Genomic DNA, 19816 nt, shown 5'->3' with positions numbered 1-19816 from the left:
CTCGGACATCGGATCCAGCCTAGCGGCATGACATAAATTCCCCGTTTCCAAAAAACTGTTGTGCTCTGGACCACTTGGTTTCATACTAAACGAAAGCCTTTCGTTTAAGTGGGCTCCAGGAAAGGACCAAGCTGTGCCTGAGACCAAGACCAGACCAAAGACGCCGTCCGCAGACGGTGCGCTCAAACGCAACGCCCTCGGCACCGGAGGCATCGCCTTCCTGGTGATCTCGGCGGCCGCGCCCCTGACAGTGATGGCAGGCGTTGCCCCGGTGGCGATCGGAGTCGCGGGCATCGGCGCCCCGGCCGGCTACCTCCTGGCGGGCTTCGTGCTGACCCTCTTCGCCATCGGATTCATGGCCATGACACGCCACGTCAAAGCCTCCGGCGGCTTCTACACCTACATCTCCATTTCCCTGGGGAAAACCGTGGGGCTGGCGTCCGCCATCCTGGCGATCGTCTCCTACAACTGCCTCCAGATCGGCGTCTACGGACTTTTCGCGGTCCAGACATATGACATGCTGCGAGTCCTCTTTGGCCTGGACGCTCCCTGGCCCGCCATAGCCCTGGCCGCCGTCGTGGCCGTCTGGTTCCTTGGATACCGGGGGATCGACGTCGGCGCCAAAGTTCTCGGCGTGCTCCTGGTCGCGGAGACCGGCATCCTCGCCGTGATGGGGGTGGGCATCCTGGGCAGTGGAGGCGCGCACGGCATCAGCATGGAGTCCCTCAACCCCGGGCAGGCCTTGGGGCCCGGTGTCCTGGCGATCCTGGGCATCTGCTTCGCCGCCTTCATGGGCTTCGAATCCACGGTGCTTTACCGCTCCGAAGCCCGCAACCCGGACAAATCCGTCCCGCGGGCCATGTACATCGCGGTGGCGTTCATGTCGGTCTTCTATGCCTTCATTGTCTGGACCGTCATCCAGGCCTTCGGTGACGACCAGGTGGTTGAAGCCGCTGGCGAACTGTCCGGCGGAATGTTCTTCCAGACCATTGGCCAGTACGTGGGTCCCTGGGCCGAAACCGCCATGTATGTGCTGATCGTGACCAGCGTCTACGCGTCACAGCTGGCCTTCCACAACGCCATCAACCGGTACGTCTACATGCTCGCGAAGGACGGTGTGCTGCCGGCATTCCTTGGCCGTACGCACCACCGCTTCCGGTCCCCGCACCGTGCGGGCCAGCTGCAGACCCTGCTTGCCGCCGTGGTCATCACCATCTGCGCCATCGTCAACGCGGACCCCTACCAGCAGCTCCTGATCTGGGTTAACACTCCGGGTATCTTCGGAATCGTGGGTCTGCAGGGCCTGGTCTCCGTGGCCGCGTTCCTCTACCTCCGCCGCAACCCCGCTGCTGCCAACAAGCTGCTGGCACCACTCAGCCTTGTCTCGGCCATCCTGCTCTTCGGCGTGGTCCTGCTCATCGCGCTGAACATTGAACTCCTCACAGCCGCGGATCCCGTGACCAACACGGTCCTGATCCTGGTCACACCGGTGGTGTTCGCCGCGGGACTGCTGGCCGCCCGGTGGGTGCGCCGCCGTCGTCCTGCCACCTTCGCTCGAATTGGAAGCTTTGAAGAACATGAATCCTGACCTGATCATCCTCGCCGGCACGGTGCACACACTTGACGGGGAACCCGGCAGCCCTGCCCCAGAGGCTGTAGCCGTCCAAAATGGGCGGATCCAGGCAATCGGAACCCGTCAGGACGCCCAGTCCTGGGGTCCGGCCGAGGTCCTCGATTTCGGTGATGCGGTCCTCACCCCCGGCCTGGTGGACTGCCATGTCCATCCCGTCATGGGCCTGGACATGACACGCGGCTGCGACCTCTCGGGCATTACCGACCTCGCCGCCGTCCGGGCCCTCCTCCGGGCGGAAGCGGAATCAACCCCAGCCGGGGAATGGGTCCGGGGGTGGGGGCTGGATCCCAACGCTTTCGGCTCTGCGCCGGTGCACCGGGAGCTGATCGACGACGTCGTAACCGGCCGGCCGGCCCTGATCCGCCTGTTCGATGCCCATTCCGCCCTGGCCAGCACCGCCGCGCTCGGGGTCGCCGGAATCACCGGGCCGCAGCACTTCGACCAGGCTGCTGAGGTGGTGTGCGACGGAAACGGCAGGCCCACCGGCCTCCTGCTCGAGGCGGCAGCCCTGGACCTTGTCCTGAAGCACATGCCACAGGAAACCTTCCAGGAACGGAAACGGCGGCTGGGGGAGCTCTTTGAGTCGTACTCCCGGGCGGGACTGACGGGCATCCATGTCATGGACTGCGGGGAAGGAACCCTCGAGCTCCTCGCCGCCCTGGAACAGGACCTCGCCGGCGCCGGTCACGGGCTTCCACTGCGCGTGCGGGTTTCGCCCTGGTGCATGCCGGGCAGCGACGAGGCCGAGTGGCAACGGCTGGCCGCCCAGGTGGCGACGGCGCGGGGCGCCCGGTGGGAAGTGGCCGGGATCAAGCTGTTTGTTGACGGCACGGTGGACAACGGCACCGCATGGCTTTTCGAACCCGACAGCCATGGCCAGTCCATCGCCCCGTTCTGGCCCAGCCCGGAGGAGTACAACCGCGCCATCAGGTTCTTCGCCGGCCGGGGCATTCCCACGGCCACCCATGCCATCGGTGACGCGGGGGTAGCGGCCGTGCTGGCGGCTTTCGAGGACCTCCCGGCGGACCTGCCCCGGGCGCCGCACCGGATCGAGCACATCGAAACGGTTCCGGACGAACTGGTCGAGAGGTTCGCCAGGTCCGGCCTGATCGCCAGCATGCAGCCCAGCCACTGCACCCACTACTCCCGCGCGGACCAGACTGACAACTGGTCAACCCGGTTGGGGAAAGAACGGGCGGACCGCGGATGGCGGTCGGCCGACCTTCGGTCCGCAGGCGTAACGCTCGCGCTGGGCTCCGACTGGCCGGTGGCCCCGTTCGAACCCCTGCCAATCCTCGCGGACGCGCAGCTGCGACGGCGGTCCGGCCATCCGCAGGAACAGCCGATTGGCCCGTCCCAGGCACTCAGCGCCCGCCAGGCGCTGGAAGGCTATACCTCCCACGCCGCCAAAGCCGCAGGGGAGTGGGCGGCCGCGGGTTCGATATCTGTTGGCAAACGCGCTGATTTCACCGTTTTCGACGTCGACCCGCTGGCTGCGGCCCCGGATGACCTGGCGGCGGGGCACGTGCTGGCCACTGTGGTGGAGGGCCGGTTCCAGCATCTCGCCGTCGGAGTGGACGGGTAAGGCGGCACTGCAGTACGGCGCCCGCCCCCTGTTCCCAGGAGCTGGGTGGGAAACTGTGCTTCAAAATGGCTGCCGCCCAGCTGCAGGCTACTCCTAGACTGGGGTGATGATCACAGTCACCGGAAGTGTGGAAACCAACCTGTCCGCGGAGAAGGCCTTTGCCTTCATGAGTGAGTTCGAGAACACCAGCAAGTGGGACCCCAACACCCCCGTCATGGACAAGCTCACCCCGGGGCCGGTGGCCGTGGGGCACAAGTACCATGCCGAGTCCGAGTTCCGGGGAAAGCGCCAGACCCTGGTCTACGAGGTCATCGAGCTGACGGACAACCACATCAAGCTGCGCGGCGAGAACAAGACCGTGACGGCCTTCGATTCCATCGACGTGAGCCCTAACGGGACCGGCTCGGTGGTCAAGTACACGGCCGAGTTCAGCATCAACGGGCCGGCCAAGATCATCCAGCCGCTGCTGAAACCTGCCTTCATGTCGCTCCGGGATCCGGCACTGAACGGGATCCGCGACACGCTTAACTCGCTGGCAGCAGCCTGACGGCTTCGAAGAACTCCCGGACCTCCTGCCGGGGGTCGGCTTCCAGCCGGGACTCGCCGTCGAGCACCATGGTGGTGCGCTGGGGTCCGTACTCCGGCCACGCGAGGTGTTCCGTGCCAGGGGTTCCCGTGCCTGCGAACGCCGCCCACGCCCGGCTCATGGCATCGCTGAGCGGCTGGGGCGCCTTGCCCCGGGTCAGGAAGGCCGCTTCCGGTGTGTCCAGGTGCCGGAAGACGAAAGGGATGTCCAGCGCGTGGCAGGCCCCCAGCTTCCCGCCCATCGCCGGGCTGCGCCACGTGAACAGGTACGCGAAGTTCTTTCCGCCGGCAGCCTGCCGGCGGGCGGCCAGCAGTCGGTTGCTGGGCTGGCGGTAGAGGGAATCCGCAATGGCCGCTTCCAGCAGTTCCTTGCCTGCCGGTGCCGTGCCCAGCAGCCGGGTGAGTGCCTCCGTATAGCCCGGGGCGACTTCAGGCGGGACCCCTGCGCCGGACAGCACCGCGGCGGCGCGCGCAGGATAGTCCGGGTCAGCTGCGGAGGCCGGGCGCATTTTGACGGCGAATGAGCCCTCGTTCAGGTTGGTGCCGATCAGCAGGTCAACCCCGCTGTTGGTCCCGTTGCGAACGGCGTCCAGCGGTGGCACCGGCAGCGACGGCGTGCCCACCGTGGGCTGGAACGGCAGCGGAACCGCGAAGGATTCCGCCGCGGCACGCTGTTCCAGCGCGGCTTGGGCTTCCAGCAGCCGCTCCACCGGCAGGGTCAGCAGCTCCTTTGCTGAGGAGCTATCCAAGCCGCACAGTTCAAGGAATGCGGCCGTGATCCGCGCAGACTCCTCCGGCCGGCGGTAACGTTCGGCCGTCCCGCTTTGCATGATGGCCCGCCGGAAGAGCCCTTCCGACGACGGCATGCCCAGCAGGGTGCCGATGGCTGCGGCGCCGGCGGACTCACCGAAGAGGGTCACGTTGTGGGGGTCACCGCCGAAGGCGCCGATGTTGCGGCGGACCCAGCGCAGCGCCTCCAGCTGGTCCAGCAGGGCAAGGTTGGACGAGTCCCCGTAATCCGCCCCCAGCAGGTCCGCCAGGTGCAGGAAACCCAGCGCGCCCAGGCGGTAATTGACGGACACCAGCACCACGCCCGCCGCAGCGGCGAGCCGGGCGCCGTCGTACATGGCATCACTGTTGGCGCCCATAAGGTAGGCGCCGCCATGGATCCATACCATCACCGGCCTGGCCGGCCCCTCCGTCCCGGGCGTCCAGACGTTCAGGTTGAGGCAGCCCTCTTCGCTCCAGGAGCGCGGCATGGAACCGGGGGGTGCGTGGGATTCGGGGTTTTGGGGCACGGCCGGGCCGGGGACGGTGCAATTGAGCACGCCGGTCCAGGGCGGCACCGGCACCGGCGGTCGGAAGCGGTTGGCTCCCGACGGCGGTGCCGCGTAAGGGATGCCAAGGAACCGCTTGATGGTGGTCCCGGCAGTCTCGACGGAACTGCCGCGGACGGATCCGCCCGGGGTGGAGAGGCGCGTCATGGTTGACAGGTTACGACAGGGTCGCAGGTAGGCTGGCATCACCGTTCGGCAGTGGGCGGCCACAGTGGTGTGGCTTTTAACTAATGCCCGGGAGGTAAGACGCGTGCTCAACGCCGGCGTCCCTGAAAACGAGGACTTCGCAGACGTTGCCCTGCATATCCAGGAGTCATTCCTGCAGAACCCCGAGGTAGAGGCTTTCCTCCAGGACCTCGCGGCCTACGCGGCGGCCAGGATCGGCGGGCAGGGGCACATATGCTCGTGCGAGATCGTGGTGCTGCGGCCCAAGAAACCTGCGGCGAGCGCCGGCAGCAGCTGCAGTTCACCGCTCATGTCGCAGCTGGAGTTGAAGCACGGCGATGGTCCGGGCACCACGGCCATGCGGACGGCAAAGACAGTGCTGGTTCCGGACCTGCGGCGGGAAGAGCGTTGGCCGGAATACGTCCAGGCCGTCCAGCGGCAGGGTTTCCGCTCGGTGCTGAGCATCCCGGCGTCGCTGGAGGGGGATTCGCAGGGCGTCCTCACGTTCCACTGCTCGCAGCCCCTCACCTTTGGCAGCCAGGGTATCGGTGCCGCCGAAGCGTTCGTCCGGCAGGCTTCCAAGGGCCTGGGTCTTGCCCTGCGGATGCTGAAGCTGGAAGAGACCAGGGACGGCATGAGCGCCGCCATGCAGACACGCACGGTGATCGACCTGGCAACTGGTGCCATCATGGCGCAGAACCGCTGCAGCCAGGCAACGGCGTTCAAGTTGCTGCGGGATGCCTCAAGCACCAGGAACATGAAACTCCGGGACGTTGCGGCAGCCGTTGTGGCATCAGTAGCCGGAGCATCGGACACCTTCACTTACTTCGACGAGTAAGGATCTTTCCGCTCCGGGTCCTTTTGCTTCGGGTCATGCCGTTCCGGCTGCGGTGTGGAAAGTGCAGAAGTGCTGAGGGGAGCCCGCAGCCGCAGGCCGTCCGCCGTACAATGTTCATTGACAGCCAGCGACAGCGCGTCACGTTCCTTGGCTGAAAGGTGGGCCTGGCCCGCGCTGTACTCCCGGATGAGGTGTTCCGAGGCGTCCCCGCCCAGCCCAACGAACTCCAGCCACAGCTGTGCCAGGTCCAGCCGGCACTCCTTGATGACAGCACCGGTGAGGGCCTGCTGGTCCACGGCATCCATTGCCCGTCCTTGCCTTGCTTGCACTACTACGGTGGGGGTTCGGAACCTCCGGCACCGTGGATGGGCAGAGATTCGAAAAATTTCCGACGGGAATGGCGGATGCCGGCCGGGGACCTTCGCCCCTAGGCTTACACCTCCTGGAGGAGGTCCACTGAAGTGTTTGGAGCAGGCGGCTTGACGCAATAGGAAAAGGAATACCGTGGCCAGTAACGGAAGCTTCAGGATTGTGGTGGGCGTGGACGGTTCCGAACAGTCCCGGGCGGCCATGGACTGGGCGATCGAGGAGTCCAGGCTCCGCAAGGGCGCGGTCCAGGCGGTGACGGCCTGGAGCTTTCCCTACGTCAGTGATGCACAGGGCACCGCCTGGGACTACGAGATCTTCCAAAAGGACGCGCAGGCCATCCTTGAGGCGGAGCTGGAACGCGTCAAGGACCAGGGCGTTCCCATCACGGGAAAGATCGTGGAGGGCAACCCGGCGGCCGCACTCATTGACGCTTCCCGCGACGCGGACCTGGTGGCAGTCGGCTCGCGCGGCCATGGCGGATTCACCGGAATGCTCCTCGGTTCCGTCTCCCACCAGACCATCCACCACGCGCACTGCCCGGTGCTGGTGATCCGCGAACCTGCCGCCGACTAGGCCATCCGGCGGGTTCCGGGAACTCTGGGGACCCAACAACGGACCGTCCGCCGGTATTGCTGGAAGTCGTCGCCGAACCGCTCCGACAGGTCTGCTTCCTCGAGGGGCCGTACGGCGTAGTTCCATACCAGTGAGCCGAGGACCGCGTAGCCGACGACGAGCCACGACTGCAGGATCAGGCCCACGGCGGCTCCCTGGGTAATGCCCGCCACAGCCATGGGATTGCGGATCCAGCGGTAGGGCCCGGCGATGACCAGCCGGTTGGGCATCGCGGAGGGCAGCGGCGTCCCATCACCCAGCGTTGACATCACTGCCGCCGACCAGATCCCCAGCGCGCTGGCCAGGACAAGGATGGCGATACCCGCGGGTACCGCAACCGGGGGAAGCTCAAGGGCGAGGCCCCAACGCTGTTCGAGGAAGGCCAGGCAGGGCGGAACCAACCCCAGGAAGACGCCCCAAAAGACGATGAGCTGCCCGAACGTCGCGGCCATGTGGAATCCTGGGCTTCGGTGGCTGCGGGCCGGCCGGAAAGCGAAGGGACCCCGGATGATCCACTCTGTGGGTATGCGCCCCAGCAAGAGGACGCAGAGCGCGGCAACGGAACCCGCCGCCGCGGCTCCCATCGCCAGTACGCCCAGCCCCGCTTGGGTTGTGACGGTTGCGTAGGTTGCCAGCGCGACGGCAACGGCAACAGTCCAGCCGGCGCTAACGACGGCGGCAATGTTGCCGAAGGAGGTCCGGCCGAAGGCGGCTGCGGCGGCCGAGGCCATGACAAACAGGGGTATGTCGAAGGCGGCAACGAGGAGGGGGTCCAGATCCCCGAGCGTGGCCCGGCGTACCGGCGGCGAGAGGAAGACGGCGATCCACCAAAGGCAGCCGGTGACCGCCTGCACGGCAAAGTAGGCCATTCCCCACTGCACCAAGCTCCAAGTGAACAGGCGCGGCACAGATCCCCCCGAATCTTCTGGTGCCGCGAAAGGTTGCGGCGCGTCCCAGCCTAGCCAATGCGGTCCCGGTCCCCGTAAACCGTCAGTGGCCCGGACTCCGCAGGGAAGTCCGGGCCATTGACTGGTTCCTAGGCGGGCTGCGGCGCTTCCGCCAGACTCTGTTGCCGTGCCAGGCTGCCCAGCCAGCGTGCGCTCTCCTTCGGGGTCCGCTCATGGGTGGAGCGGTCGACGGCGATCAGGCCGAACCTGGGCCGGTAGCCGAAGATCCACTCGAAGTTGTCGAACGCCGTCCAGGCGATGTACCCCCGCACGTCGATGCCGTCGGCAAGGCAGGAGGCAACGCCGTCGACCGCTGCCTTCAGGTAGTCCACCCGCTGGGTGTCATCCTCGGTGGCAAGGCCGTTTTCGGTGACCATGACGGGGATGCCGGCGATCCGGTGCGCCTCGCGGATGGTCGCTTCCAGCGCCTGCGGGTAGATCTCCTCACCCATCTGGTTTAATGGGCACGCCCTCCGGTGCCGGCGCATGGCCGTCCGGGCCGTACACGGTGCGCCCGTAGGTCTGGATGCCCACGAAGTCGTCGCCGCGGGAAGCTTCCAGGAAGCGTTCGTTGACGTCGCGGCGCACGCGATCGGCAATTTCCTCACCGCCGGCGATGGCCTGGATGTCCGAATTTGCCAGCGTCCAGCCCACCTGGAGGTCGGGGCGGTGCGCCTTGATGGCTGCCGTGGCAGCCCGGTGTGCCGCAACCTTCACCTGGAACCCTGCCTCCGAGGAACAGAACTGGAAGGGGGCGACAGTGCTGGCGTCGACGCCAAGGCGTTCCGCGGCGGCAGCCCACATGGGCACCGAACCGCGGTTCCCGGGTGCTTCCGCGCCGATTCCGAAGGACTCCAGCAGCCAGGGAAGGTTGGGTTCGTTCAGGGTGCAGGCGACGCCGATCAGGTCACCCAGGTGCGCCATCACCCGGTCACAGTAGCGTGCGAAGAGGTCAGGGGTCTCCTGGCCTTCCCAGCCACCGGCCTGAAGCAGCCAGCGCGGTGAGGTGAAGTGGTGGAAGGTGACCACCGGGGTAAGGCCGTGTTCGTGGCATGCCTCCAGCACCCGCTTGTAGTGGTCCAGTTCCGCCACCGAGAAGTGGCCTTTCTCCGGCTCAATCCGGGCCCATTCAATGGAGAAGCGGTAGCTGGTGAAACCCAGGCCGGCGATCAGGGCGATGTCCTCCCGGTAGCGGTGGTAGTGGTCCACGGCATCGCCGGACGGCTCCGCGAAGATGGTTCCGGGCAGGTGCTCCAGGAACCAGGTATCGCTGTTGACGTTGTTGCCTTCCACCTGGTGGCCTGCGGTGGCCACGCCCCAAAGGAAGTCGCGGGGGAACGGGTTGGTCATGGGGTTCCTTTCGTGATGGACGCGTGAGGGCGTCCCAGGCTTCGCTGCCCTGCATCCATCCTGTCGGCCCGCGTGACCGCCGCCACAATACTTTTTCAATCAATGACATTGTCATGTTTGGTGCAGGTGGCCCCGGCCGATTCTGGAAGGGAGCCGGGCACTTCCGGCCCCCCTGTTTTTCTTTCCGTTGCAGTCATAGAAGAATGCGAAGGCGCACCACATGAAACTTCTGACCACCACCGCACGCGGCAGCGCTGCCGTCCTGACCGGTGCCCTGTTGGTGGGCTCCCTGGCCGCCTGCGGCGGCGGATCCAGCCAGGCAGCCGCCAAGGCCGACACCAGCAGCCTGACCCTGGCCATCGACAGCGACTCGGCCTCCTTCGGCTTCGACCCGCTGCGCGTCTCCGCAGCGCAGCGCCAGTTCTTCGAGGGCCTCTACGACAGCCTGATGACGCTGCAGCCGGATGGCTCCGCCGGCCCTGGCCTGGCCAAGGAGTTCACCTACAACGCTGACAACACCGTCCTGACGCTGACCCTGAAGGACGGCGTGACATTCACCGACGGCTCCAAGCTCGACGCCGACCTGGTCAAGGCCAACCTGGACCGCCGCTCCGATCCTGCCCTGAGCGCCTACTCGGCCGTGGCCAAGGGCGGTGCGCAGGAAATCACGTCAGTGGACGTTGTCAGCCCCACCCAGGTGGCACTGACCTTCGCCAAGCCGCAGCCCGGATTCGAGAAGAACCTGGCCTCCACCACAGGCATGATCGTGGGCAAGAACGGCGTCACCGACACTTCAACCCTGGCCGCCACCCCCGACGGATCCGGACCCTACACCCTTGATCCCTCCACCGTGAAGGGCAACAAATACGTCCTGGTCAAGAACGACAAGAGCCCGGACGCTGCCAAATACGCCTTCAAGAAGGTTGTGTTCAGCGTTGTCCTGGATCCCCAGGCCCGGGCCAACGCCCTGGTCTCCGGCCAGGCCGACGTTGCCATGCTGACTTCGAACACCGTTGACTTCGCCAAGTCCAAGGGCGTCGGTGTCACCCAGATCGGCGGAACCGTCAACACCATGATCTCCTTCGACAAGACCGGCAAGACCGCGCCGGCGTTCGGCCAGGAAAAGGTCCGTCAGGCCATCCAGTACGCCATCAACCGCCAGGCCCTGGTGGACGCCCTGCACAAGGGTGACATCCCCGCCTGGAACGCGCTGCCCAAGGATTCGGCGGGCTTCACCAAGGACCTGGAAACCAAGTTTGCCTACAGCCCGGAGAAGGCCAAGAGCCTGCTCGCGGAGGCAGGCTACCCGAACGGGTTTGAATTCACCATCATCGCCGGCGCCCAGACCCAAACGGACCTGCAGGCCGTCCAGAAGGACCTCGCCGCCGTCGGCATCACCATGAACGTCAAGATGGCCGCCTCCACCGACGAAGCGTTCGCCGCCGTCGCCACCACGCCGCTGGGTTACGCGCCGCTGAACTGGGACAACCCGGTTGGCGTGATGTACGGGGCCATCCTGAACGGCTTCACGAACGTCCAGAAGGCCACCGACGACCAGCTGAGCGCCGCCACCGGCGAGCTGGCCGCCGCGAAGGACGACGCCGCCGTCAAGGCAGCCGCCACCAAGCTGAACACCCGCCTGGTGGAGTCCGGCTGGATGATCCCGCTCTACGAGGCGCTGACCAACCAGGGCTACAACACCAAGAAGGTGGCCCAGGTGAAGTTCGCCGGCACCAACGCCTACCCGCTCCTGTCGTCCTACACGCCGGCCAGCTAACACCACGCACCGTCCCGGCGGGCCCTCCCCAAACAGGAGGGCCCGCCGGAAAGGTGCCTGACCGATGGAGGTCACCATGGCACTATTCATCACTAAGCGCCTGCTGATGGCGCTGGCCACCGTGCTGGTGGTTGCGGTGCTGGCATTCCTGCTGGTGCACGCAATGCCGGGCAGCCCGGGGGCCGTTTCCCTCGGCGCCGGCGCCTCCCAGGAAGCCATCGACGAGGTCAACCAGAGGCTGGGCTGGAACGATCCGCTGTTCACCCAGTTCTTCAGCTGGCTCGGTTCAGCGGTCCAGGGCGACCTGGGCATCTCGCTCATCGATGGCCGCTCCGTCAGCACCGACCTTGCCAGCCGCCTGCCGGTCACAGCCTCACTTGCCGCCGGAGCCACCGTCCTCAGCGCGGTCTTGGGCATCGCCCTGGGCGTCACCGCCGCCGTCCGCGGCGGCCTGCTGGACCAGGTGATCGGCGGCTTCGTGGGCCTCCTCGTTGCCCTGCCGGCGTTCTGGGTGGGCGTGATCTTCGTGTACCTGTTCGCCGTCCAGTCCTCCATCTTCCCGGCCACCGGCTACGTGCCGTTCGAGGTCTCACCGCAGGACTGGGCCCTGTCCCTGGCGCTGCCGGTGATCACCCTCGCCGTGGGCGGCGCGGCCTTCATCGCCCGCCAGACCAGGGCCTCCATGCTCGAGGCGCTGCAGCAGGAACACATCCGCACGCTGCGCGCCACGGCCACCCCCACCTGGAAAATCCTTTACGTCCACGCCCTGCGCTACGCCAGCCTGCCCATCGTGGCCGGCATCGCCCTGCAGTTCATCGGCCTGTTCGGCGGTTCAGTCATCGCTGAGCAGCTGTTCGCCATGCCCGGACTGGGCCAGGCCGTCCAGACCTCCGTCAGCACCCATGACGCCCCCGCCGTCCAGGGCGTGGTGGTGATCGCCACCGTGGTGGTGGTCGCCGTCAACCTGGTGCTGGAGCTGGCCACCAAGTTCCTCGACCCGAAGTTGCGTGCCTCATGATCCCAACAGTTGCCCCGGCCCCCGCGGACGCGGACCAGGCAGGAAGTACGACGCCGGCAGGAACGCCCGCGCGCAACGCCGGCAGGGCGGCGCTCACCAAATTTTCCCGGCACCGGCTGTTCACCTCACCGGGAGCCGTGGCCGGACTCGCGTGGCTTGCGGTGCTCGTCACCGCATCGCTGACCGCGCCGCTCTGGCTGCCGTTCAAGACCGAGGACCAGGATTTCACTGCAGTCCTCTCCGGCCCCACCGCCGCCCACTGGCTGGGCACCGACGAACTGGGACGCGACATCCTCAGCCGCATCTTCGCTGCCGCAGCCGGCACCCTGGGGACGTCGATGCTCACGGTGATTGTCGGCGTCGGACTCGGCACCATCCTGGCCATGCTTGCCGCCGGTGCCGGGGAACACGCGGAAGCCGTGATCAGCAGGCTCACCGAAATCATGATGTCCCTGCCGGGAACCGTGATCATCCTGGCGGTCATCGGCGCCGTGGGAACCAACATCCCGGTGGTCATGGCCATCCTGGGCATCCTGATGTCCGCCGGCATCTACCGGGTGATCCTGGGGCAGGCCAAGTCCCTGCAGTCCCAGCTCTATGTTGATGCAGCCAAGGTGGACGGCGTCGGCCCGCTGCAGATCAGCCTCCGCCACGTCCTGCCCGGGCTTGCCAACACCATCGTGGTCCAGGCAGCGCTGATCTTCGCGGTGGGCATGCTCATCCAGGCCGGCCTGGCATTCATCGGATTCGGCCCGCCCATCCCGCAGCCCAGCTGGGGCGGCATGATCCAGGGCGCCTCCCAGCACGTCTATGACGCCCCCTGGATGATGGTGCCCACCGGTGCCGTGCTGGCGCTGACCGTCCTGTCCGCCAACGCCATCGGCAACGCCCTGGGCAAGGCACCCAATGCCGCCGCCCCGCACCTGCCCTCCGCCGCCGCACGCCGGCAGCGCACTAAAGCCGTCGCCGCCATCGCCGCCGCAGCGCCCGCTGCTGCCTCCCAGGACCGTACGCCCAGCGACACCGCGGCAAAAGGGACGCTCAGCGTCCGGAACCTCTCGGTCGGCGTCGACAGTTCCGGGACTGGCACCGGCGTCCGCCTGGTCACCGACGTCTCCTTCGACGTCCAGCCCGGCACCGTCCTGGGCCTGGTGGGGGAGTCCGGCTGCGGCAAGACCATGACCGCCCTGTCCCTGTTGGGCCTGCTTCCCTCCGGCGTCAGCGTCACCGGCGGCCAGATCCTCTGGAACGGCAGGAACCTGGCCGCGGTGGCGGACAGGGACATGGAAGCCGTCCGCGGCCGCGAGATCGCCCTGATCAGCCAGGAACCCATGCGCGCCCTGGACCCGATGTTCACCGTGGGCTACCAACTCACCGCCACCATCCGCCGGCTCCGCGGCATGAACCGGGCCGAGGCGCGCAAGGAGGCGCAAAGCCTGCTGGAAAAGGTGGGCATCGTGGACGCCGCCCGGATCCTGAAGACCTACCCGCACCAGATCAGCGGCGGCATGGCCCAGCGCGTGGCCATTGCCCTGGCGCTCTCCGGGCAGCCCAGGCTGCTGGTGGCGGACGAACCCACCACCGCCCTGGACGTCACGGTCCAGGCTGAGATCCTGTCCCTGCTCCGGACCCTGGTGAAGGACACCGGCATGTCCGTGGTGATGGTTACCCACGACCTTGGAGTGGTGGCGGACATCTGCGACCAGGTGGCCGTGATGTACGCAGGCCAGGTGGTGGAGAACGGCAAGACCCAGGCCGTTCTGGACCACCCACGCCACCCCTACACCCTGGCCCTCCTGGCCGCCGACCCGCACGCCAACCATGCGGACGACATGCCCGAGCGGCTCGCCACCATCAGCGGGCAAGTGCCGCAGCCCAAGGACTGGCCCGCCGGCTGCCGTTTCGCCGCCCGGTGCCAGTTCGCCGGCTCCGCCTGCATGGAACCGGTCCCGCTGCTGCCCTCGGGCACCGGTGAAGGGCTGGTGCGGTGCGTCAAGGCGGACCAGCTGGCCGTCGAGGGAATGGACTGGCTGGCCACGGACGTGCCTGCCTCCCGCGCCCTGCAGGTCACTCCCAAGCAGAACCTGCGCACTCTGAACACCATCATTGAAAAGGACCGGGCATGAGCACCGCAGTCACCGAACACCGCGGTTCCACGCCGCCCTCCGCCGCCGCCCCCATCCTTGAGGTCACGGACCTGGTGGTCCGCTACGGCCGCGGCCGGACGGCAGCCGCCGCACCTGCCGCCGTCGACCGCGTCAGCTTCAGCATTTCCCCTGGTGAGACGGTGGGCCTGGTGGGGGAGTCCGGTTCCGGAAAGTCCACCATCGGCAAGGCCATCCTTGGCCTGCAGAAGGTCTCCGGCGGGTCCATCACCTACCAGGGCAAGGACATCACCTCAGCCGGCGCGGCCGAGCGGCGCGCCCTGGGCGGGGAACTGCGGGCCGTCTTCCAGGACCCCAATTCCTCCCTGAACCCGCGCAACACCATTGGCACGTCCCTGGCCGAGCCGCTGCGCCTCCGCGGGATGTCCGCGGCGGAGGCGCGCATTAAGGCAGAGGACATGCTGGAACGGGTTGGCCTGCCCCGCGAGGCCGTGGACCGGTACCCCAGCCAGTTCTCCGGCGGGCAGCGCCAGCGCATCTCCGTGGCCCGCGCCCTGATCTGCGACCCCCAGCTGGTGGTCTGCGACGAAGCCGTCAGCGCCCTGGACCTCTCCACCCAGGCGCAGGTGCTCAACCTCCTGGCCGACCTCCGCGACGAACGGGGCCTCAGTTACCTGTTCATTGCCCACGACATCGCCGTGGTCCAGTTCCTGGCCCAGCGCGTGGTGGTGCTCTACCGCGGGCAGGTCATGGAAAGCGGACCGGCCGCCGCGGTCACCGAAAACCCGAAGCACCCCTTCACGCAGGCCCTCGTGGCAGCATCCCCGGTGCCCCGCCCGGCGGAACAGGCGGAACGCCGCGAAGCCCGCGAATCGCTGGGCGTGCGCACCGGAGCGGCCGCGGTCCCCGGGCCCGGCGGCTGCCCCTTCCGGCTCCGCTGCCCCCTGGCCACAGACCTGTGCGCCACCGAGCGGCCCGCCCTCCGGCGGGTGGGCGCTGCCGACGTCGCCTGCCACTACGCCTGACAAGCGTCCACCAACTGCCTTACCAGCCTTCCTGCAGAACGGAACCCTCCTTCCATGACTTCCACTCCCTGGCTCGCCGCCATGATCACCCCCGGGCAGGACTTCGACGGCGCCCCTCTGCTCCGGAAGGAGTTCACGCTTGAGGAGGGGCACGGCGGCGTGGTGAAGGCGACGCTCCGTGCCACCGCCTTCGGCGTCTATGAGGCGGTCATCAACGGCACCCCGGTGGGTGACGACGTGCTGAGTCCTGGCTGGAGCTCCTACGAGTGGCGGCTCCGCCACCGCAGCTACGACGTCACCTCACTGGTGGGTCCCGCCACGGTGATCGGGGTGGAACTGGGCAACGGCTGGTACCGCGGACGGCTCGCCTGGCACGGCATGTCCAACCTGTACGGCAACGAGCTGGGCTTCTTCGGGCAGCTGGACATCGAGTTCGACGACGGGCACGTGCAGTCTGTCGCTTCCGACACCACCTGGCAGGCAGGTCCCTCCGCGACCACCTTCAACGACCTCTATGACGGCCAGACCATCGACGCCCGGCGCCGCCAGGAGGGCTGGGCGGAGCCCGGCTTCTCAATCGGCGCTGACTGGACGGGCGTCCGGGAGCTCGCGTTCGACGGCGGCCGGCTGGCAGAGCCTGTTGGCCCGCCCGTGGTGCGTGCCGGCGTCGTCAAACCCACGAACGTCTTCACCTCACCGACCGGCAAGACGCTGGTGGACTTCGGCCAGAACCTGGTGGGCTGGCTGCGGTTCACCGTGCGGGGCGAAGCCGGAAGCCGCATTACCGTGCGGCACGCCGAGGTCCTGGAAAACGGCGAGCTGGGCGCCCGGCCCCTGCGGTCGGCCAAGGCCACGGACACGTTCATCCTCTCCGGGGCGGAGGACTTCTTTGAGCCGACCAAGACGTTCCACGGCTTCCGCTATGCCGAAATCACCGGCTGGCCCGGGGAGTTCACGGAGGAGGACGTGGAGGCTGTGGTGGTCCACTCCGACCTGGAGCGCACCGGTACGTTCGAATGCTCCAATGACCTGGTGAACCAACTGCACCGCAACATTGTCTGGGGGCTGCGGGGCAACTTCCTGGACCTGCCCACGGACTGCCCGCAGCGCGATGAGCGGCTGGGCTGGACCGGCGACATTGCCGTGTTCGCCCCCACCGCCGCCTACCTGTACGACGTCAAGGACTTCCTGCAGGACTGGCTGCTGGACCTTGCCGCGGAACAGAAGGCGCAGGACGGCCTGGTGCCCATCACCGTTCCCGACGCCCTCAAGTACTGCCCGCAACCGGCCGAATTCCCGGCGCCGGAGTCCTCCGCGCTCTGGAGTGAGGCTTCCGTCTGGGTCCCGTGGGCGCTGTGGGAGGCCTATGGTGACCTCAGCGTGCTTGAGAACCAATATGAATCGATGGCCTCGCACACCCGCCGGGTGGAGGGCCTGCTGTCAGCCACCGGGCTGTGGGACTCCGGCTTCCAGTTCGGCGACTGGCTGGACCCGGATGCCGCGCCGGATCAGCCATGGGCGGCCAAGGCGGACACCGGCGTAGTGGCCACGGCCTGCATGTACCGGACGGTACGGATCACCGCACAGGCTGCAGCCCTGCTGGGGAAGTACGACGACGAGGCGTACTTCGAGGCGCTCGCCGCCCGGGTGCGCGCCTCCTTTGCCGAGCACTACGTGGCAGCCGACGGCACCATCCGCAGCGACTGCACCACCGTCTACGCCCTGGCCATCGCCTTCGATGTCCTGGCCACGCCGGAGCTGCGCGGGTTCGCCGGCAACCGCCTCGCGGAGCTGGTCCGGGACAACGGCTACCGGGTGTCCACCGGGTTTGCGGGCACACCTTTCATTACCCACGCCCTCACCGACACCGGGCACGTGGACGAGGCGTACCGGCTGCTGCTCGAGGAGGGCTGCCCGTCCTGGCTGTACCCAGTGACCATGGGTGCCACCACCGTCTGGGAACGCTGGGACTCGATGCTCCCGGACGGCACCATCAACCCCGGCGAGATGACCAGCTTCAATCACTACGCCCTGGGGGCCGTGGCCGACTGGATGCACAAGGCCATTGGTGGCATCCGGCCGCTGGCCCCGGGCTACGCCAAGGTGCTCATCGCCCCGCAGCCAGGCGCTGGCATCGACTGGGCCAGGACCTCCCTGAAAACCCCGCACGGTGAGGTCCGTGTGGAATGGAAGCACGACGGCGGCGAGTTCCGGCTCGAGGCGACGATACCTGACGGGGTGGCGGCCGACGTCGTCCTTCCGGACGGTGAGCGGCACTCAGTTGGGGGCGGCACGCACAGCTTCAGCGCTTCTGCCGCCGTGGCCATCCCTGCGGGGGCATAGGGGGTTTTACCTCTGGATCGCGCTGTTTGCCGCGTGGTACTTTGACCGTCTTACGCCTTGAACAGCCGCCATCCCAGGAGGAGTGCCAGCTCATGAGTGATACCAATTCCGCCGGAAACACGGACGTCGTGGACATCCTGACCAGCGACCACCAGGACATGATCGCGCTGATCGGACAGATCAAGGGCACCTCGGATGAGGCCCAGCGCAGGGACCTGGCGGACACCCTGATCGCGGAAGTCATGCGCCACGCCGTGGCCGAGGAAATGTACGTCTACCCGGCCATTGAAGACCATGTGCCGGACGGCCATGACGAAGTGGAACATGACAAGAAGGAGCACCAGGAGATCGTCGAGCTGATGAAGCGGCTGGAGAAGGCGGAACCCGCCGAGGCAGGCTTCTTGGACCTGGTCAATGAGCTTGAGGCACAGCTGAGCCACCATGCCAACGACGAGGAGACCGAACAGTTCCCGAAGCTCCGCCTTCACATCCCCCGTGAAAAACTCGTCGACATCGGGGAAAAGGTGGAAAGGGCCAAGAAGTTGGCACCCACCAGGCCGCACCCGAGCGCACCGCATTCAGAGCTGTTCCACAAGACCGTGGGACCAGGCGTCGGTATGGTGGACCGGATCCTGGACAAACTCACCGGCAGGCACACCGACTCGTAGCCGGAGGGAAATCTGCGGTTGGCGGCATGGGTCTGCGAGGATGGGCGAAAGACCCGTTCCCAGGAGGACTCATGCCGTACACCGTTGATTTCAAGAACGTGTCCACTGTTGGTCTGGAATCGTCACCGGTGGCGGATGCGTTGGCCGGGCTGCGGGCCAATGAGGCGCGGTATTACAAGAACAAGTACGACCACGACTTCACCGTCACTCCGGCCGCAGACGCTCCCGACGTTGTGGAATACGTAAACAACATCCTGTCCACGGAGCGCGACCTGGTGATTGCCTCCAAGCCGATTGAGGTCTCCGCCTTCGAAGTGGACGGGCTGCGGATGACCTACGTGTTCTACGAATCCGGGCTGTCCATCAACGTCATGTACGCTCTCGAGGACGGCGGCAAGCGGGCTGTCGGGTTCAAGCTCTCCGACGGAATGGACGTTCCGGAGGAGCTGGCATCCCGCTTCAAGTTCGCACGCCAGAAGTCCAAGCTCGCCGGCACCATCCGCGGTTCGTACTTTGTGATCAAGGGCGAGTACTGACCCGCAGGCGGTGGCTGTGCCCAGCGTCAGACGCTGGTGTAGCCTGCCCGGCCCACCCCGCGGCCTACCCCTGCGAGTGTGTCCGCGCGTCGGCACTGACAACAGCCTGGTGTCCCAGGTTCCTGGAGACGGCGCGGGCGGCTGCGCGGACGGCCGGGGCCAGCACGTTCGGGGGAGTGGACCCGTCCGGAACCACGATGGACAGCGACGCCACCACGGAGCCCTGGGCATCGAAAATCGGGGACGCCACAGAGACGGTCCGGGACGGGACGGTACGGCGGATCATGGCGATGCCGGTGCGACGCACATCCGAAAGTGTCCTGCGCAGCTGGCCTTCCGGCATCTCGGGCACGCCCGGCTCGTTTTCCGGCGGCCGCTTCAGGATGGTTTCCTGGAACTGCTGGTCCGCGCCGGCCAACAGAACCAGGCCGATGGCAGTGGACCGCAGCGGCGCCCGTCCACCCACCCGGTACGCCACCTCTGTGGCGTCCTTCCCGGACAGCCGTTCGATCAGCACCGCCTGCTCGTTGTCCCGCACCGCCAGCAGGACGTGGTGCCGGGTAACTTCGAACAGGTCCTCCAGGTAGGGAAGCGCGATTTCCCGCACCCCGTGTCCGCGCGGTGACAGCGACGCCACCTCCCACAGCCGGACCCCCACCACGTACCGGCCGTCATCGAGCCGTTCCAAGGCACCCCAGGCCACCAGTCGGGCGATCAGCCGCAACGCCGTGGGTGCGGGCATGTCCGCGTAGCGCGCCAGTTCGGACAGGGTCAGTGCACGGCGCCGGTCGGAGAAGACGGCGAGCAGGCTCAGGGCCCGATCGATCACCGGCTCGCCCTGTTTGGGCCGTTTTCCGCGGGCCGGCGCGGTGTCCGTTTCCGGAGTAACAGTCATGGCAGGAGTTCCTAGCGCCGTTGATAGC

Annotated in this window: 18 protein-coding genes; 12 read left to right on the top strand and 6 right to left on the bottom strand. The window is 67.1% G+C overall.

The genetic code is table 11. From position 1 onward, the window contains the following. Nucleotides 1-133: 133 nt before the first annotated feature. The 3 genes from QFZ60_RS18915 (at nucleotide 134) to QFZ60_RS18905 (ending at nucleotide 3765) form a co-directional block, all read left to right on the top strand. Nucleotides 134-1588, top strand: coding sequence for an APC family permease (locus QFZ60_RS18915; RefSeq protein ID WP_307092487.1), 1455 nt, complete (start codon nucleotides 134-136; stop codon nucleotides 1586-1588). Beyond that, nucleotides 1578-3218, top strand: coding sequence for an amidohydrolase (locus QFZ60_RS18910; protein WP_307092486.1), 1641 nt, complete (start codon nucleotides 1578-1580; stop codon nucleotides 3216-3218). Before QFZ60_RS18915 ends, QFZ60_RS18910 begins: the two co-directional genes overlap by 11 nt. 106 nt (nucleotides 3219-3324) lie before the next feature. After that, the gene (locus QFZ60_RS18905) at nucleotides 3325-3765 is read left to right on the top strand and encodes an SRPBCC family protein (RefSeq protein WP_056337739.1); all 441 of its coding nucleotides are present in this window, start codon (nucleotides 3325-3327) and stop codon (nucleotides 3763-3765) included. Here the strand turns inward: QFZ60_RS18905 and QFZ60_RS18900 are convergent. Further along, the gene (locus tag QFZ60_RS18900) at nucleotides 3743-5287 is read right to left on the bottom strand and encodes a carboxylesterase/lipase family protein (RefSeq protein WP_307092485.1); all 1545 of its coding nucleotides are present in this window, start codon (nucleotides 5285-5287) and stop codon (nucleotides 3743-3745) included. The two genes, QFZ60_RS18905 and QFZ60_RS18900, sit on opposite strands and share 23 nt — an antisense overlap. A 103-nt stretch (nucleotides 5288-5390) precedes the next feature. On the opposite strand from QFZ60_RS18900, the gene QFZ60_RS18895 reads away from it, so the two are divergent. Next, nucleotides 5391-6143, top strand: coding sequence for a GAF and ANTAR domain-containing protein (locus QFZ60_RS18895; protein ID WP_307092483.1), 753 nt, complete (start codon nucleotides 5391-5393; stop codon nucleotides 6141-6143). Here QFZ60_RS18895 and QFZ60_RS18890 read toward each other — a convergent pair. Next, on the bottom strand, nucleotides 6128-6448 hold the full coding sequence (locus tag QFZ60_RS18890; RefSeq protein WP_307092481.1) for a hypothetical protein: 321 nt from the start codon (nucleotides 6446-6448) through the stop codon (nucleotides 6128-6130). The two genes, QFZ60_RS18895 and QFZ60_RS18890, sit on opposite strands and share 16 nt — an antisense overlap. A 199-nt stretch (nucleotides 6449-6647) precedes the next feature. On the opposite strand from QFZ60_RS18890, the gene QFZ60_RS18885 reads away from it, so the two are divergent. Then, a complete protein-coding gene (locus QFZ60_RS18885; RefSeq protein WP_307092479.1) occupies nucleotides 6648-7085 on the top strand; it encodes a universal stress protein in 438 nt (145 codons plus the stop codon). On the opposite strand, the gene QFZ60_RS18880 is transcribed toward QFZ60_RS18885, so the two are convergent. From QFZ60_RS18880 to QFZ60_RS18870, 3 genes are all read right to left on the bottom strand, one after another. After that, nucleotides 7082-7993, bottom strand: a complete 912-nt coding sequence (locus QFZ60_RS18880) for an isoprenylcysteine carboxylmethyltransferase family protein (RefSeq protein ID WP_307093385.1) — start codon at nucleotides 7991-7993, stop codon at nucleotides 7082-7084. The two genes, QFZ60_RS18885 and QFZ60_RS18880, sit on opposite strands and share 4 nt — an antisense overlap. Before the next feature lie 167 nt (nucleotides 7994-8160). Continuing rightward, on the bottom strand, nucleotides 8161-8523 hold the full coding sequence (locus QFZ60_RS18875) for a family 1 glycosylhydrolase (RefSeq protein WP_307092478.1): 363 nt from the start codon (nucleotides 8521-8523) through the stop codon (nucleotides 8161-8163). Beyond that, the gene (locus QFZ60_RS18870) at nucleotides 8516-9421 is read right to left on the bottom strand and encodes a family 1 glycosylhydrolase (RefSeq protein ID WP_307092476.1); all 906 of its coding nucleotides are present in this window, start codon (nucleotides 9419-9421) and stop codon (nucleotides 8516-8518) included. The genes QFZ60_RS18875 and QFZ60_RS18870 overlap by 8 nt, the downstream gene beginning before the upstream one ends. A gap of 220 nt (nucleotides 9422-9641) precedes the next feature. Here QFZ60_RS18870 and QFZ60_RS18865 point away from each other — a divergent pair, with 220 nt between their 5' ends. The 7 genes from QFZ60_RS18865 to QFZ60_RS18835 all read left to right on the top strand — a co-directional run bounded on the left by QFZ60_RS18865 (nucleotide 9642) and on the right by QFZ60_RS18835 (nucleotide 18893). Continuing rightward, nucleotides 9642-11198, top strand: coding sequence for an ABC transporter substrate-binding protein (locus QFZ60_RS18865; protein WP_307092475.1), 1557 nt, complete (start codon nucleotides 9642-9644; stop codon nucleotides 11196-11198). 64 nt (nucleotides 11199-11262) lie between these two features. Next, nucleotides 11263-12216 (top strand): ABC transporter permease, encoded by a 954-nt coding sequence (locus QFZ60_RS18860; RefSeq protein WP_307092473.1) that lies wholly within the window; start codon nucleotides 11263-11265, stop codon nucleotides 12214-12216. Further along, nucleotides 12213-14342, top strand: a complete 2130-nt coding sequence (locus QFZ60_RS18855) for a dipeptide/oligopeptide/nickel ABC transporter permease/ATP-binding protein (RefSeq protein ID WP_307092471.1) — start codon at nucleotides 12213-12215, stop codon at nucleotides 14340-14342. The genes QFZ60_RS18860 and QFZ60_RS18855 overlap by 4 nt, the downstream gene beginning before the upstream one ends. Then, on the top strand, nucleotides 14339-15346 hold the full coding sequence (locus QFZ60_RS18850) for an ABC transporter ATP-binding protein (RefSeq protein WP_307092470.1): 1008 nt from the start codon (nucleotides 14339-14341) through the stop codon (nucleotides 15344-15346). Before QFZ60_RS18855 ends, QFZ60_RS18850 begins: the two co-directional genes overlap by 4 nt. A 54-nt stretch (nucleotides 15347-15400) precedes the next feature. Then, a complete protein-coding gene (locus QFZ60_RS18845) occupies nucleotides 15401-17689 on the top strand; it encodes a family 78 glycoside hydrolase catalytic domain (protein ID WP_307092469.1) in 2289 nt (762 codons plus the stop codon). A 92-nt stretch (nucleotides 17690-17781) separates the two neighbouring features. Continuing rightward, nucleotides 17782-18357, top strand: a complete 576-nt coding sequence (locus QFZ60_RS18840; protein WP_307092467.1) for a hemerythrin domain-containing protein — start codon at nucleotides 17782-17784, stop codon at nucleotides 18355-18357. Nucleotides 18358-18428: 71 nt separating this feature from the next. Further along, nucleotides 18429-18893, top strand: a complete 465-nt coding sequence (locus QFZ60_RS18835; RefSeq protein ID WP_307092466.1) for a phage tail protein — start codon at nucleotides 18429-18431, stop codon at nucleotides 18891-18893. 64 nt (nucleotides 18894-18957) lie between these two features. On the opposite strand, the gene QFZ60_RS18830 is transcribed toward QFZ60_RS18835, so the two are convergent. Next, nucleotides 18958-19788: an IclR family transcriptional regulator gene (locus QFZ60_RS18830; protein ID WP_307092465.1), complete on the bottom strand. Its 831-nt coding sequence runs from the start codon at nucleotides 19786-19788 to the stop codon at nucleotides 18958-18960. Between the last annotated feature and the right edge of the window lie 28 nt (nucleotides 19789-19816).

This window comes from Arthrobacter sp. B2I5 (assembly GCF_030816735.1).
Lineage (GTDB): Bacteria > Actinomycetota > Actinomycetes > Actinomycetales > Micrococcaceae > Arthrobacter.
Note: the sequence above shows the minus strand (reverse complement) of the source record. Positions and strands in the feature narration are given on the sequence as shown.

Bases quoted from the DNA above. Each gene is read 5' to 3' on its own strand.
- QFZ60_RS18910 (WP_307092486.1), top strand. From the start codon at position 1,578: ATGAATCCTGACCTGATCATCCTCGCCGGCACGGTGCACACACTTGAC.
- QFZ60_RS18905 (WP_056337739.1), top strand. From the start codon at position 3,325: ATGATCACAGTCACCGGAAGTGTGGAAACCAACCTGTCCGCGGAGAAG.
- QFZ60_RS18900 (WP_307092485.1), bottom strand. From the start codon at position 5,287: ATGACGCGCCTCTCCACCCCGGGCGGATCCGTCCGCGGCAGTTCCGTC.
- QFZ60_RS18890 (WP_307092481.1), bottom strand. From the start codon at position 6,448: ATGGATGCCGTGGACCAGCAGGCCCTCACCGGTGCTGTCATCAAGGAG.
- QFZ60_RS18880 (WP_307093385.1), bottom strand. From the start codon at position 7,993: ATGGCCTACTTTGCCGTGCAGGCGGTCACCGGCTGCCTTTGGTGGATC.
- QFZ60_RS18875 (WP_307092478.1), bottom strand. From the start codon at position 8,523: ATGGGTGAGGAGATCTACCCGCAGGCGCTGGAAGCGACCATCCGCGAG.
- QFZ60_RS18870 (WP_307092476.1), bottom strand. From the start codon at position 9,421: ATGACCAACCCGTTCCCCCGCGACTTCCTTTGGGGCGTGGCCACCGCA.
- QFZ60_RS18865 (WP_307092475.1), top strand. From the start codon at position 9,642: ATGAAACTTCTGACCACCACCGCACGCGGCAGCGCTGCCGTCCTGACC.
- QFZ60_RS18860 (WP_307092473.1), top strand. From the start codon at position 11,263: ATGGAGGTCACCATGGCACTATTCATCACTAAGCGCCTGCTGATGGCG.
- QFZ60_RS18855 (WP_307092471.1), top strand. From the start codon at position 12,213: ATGATCCCAACAGTTGCCCCGGCCCCCGCGGACGCGGACCAGGCAGGA.
- QFZ60_RS18850 (WP_307092470.1), top strand. From the start codon at position 14,339: ATGAGCACCGCAGTCACCGAACACCGCGGTTCCACGCCGCCCTCCGCC.
- QFZ60_RS18845 (WP_307092469.1), top strand. From the start codon at position 15,401: ATGACTTCCACTCCCTGGCTCGCCGCCATGATCACCCCCGGGCAGGAC.
- QFZ60_RS18840 (WP_307092467.1), top strand. From the start codon at position 17,782: ATGAGTGATACCAATTCCGCCGGAAACACGGACGTCGTGGACATCCTG.
- QFZ60_RS18835 (WP_307092466.1), top strand. From the start codon at position 18,429: ATGCCGTACACCGTTGATTTCAAGAACGTGTCCACTGTTGGTCTGGAA.
- QFZ60_RS18830 (WP_307092465.1), bottom strand. From the start codon at position 19,788: ATGACTGTTACTCCGGAAACGGACACCGCGCCGGCCCGCGGAAAACGG.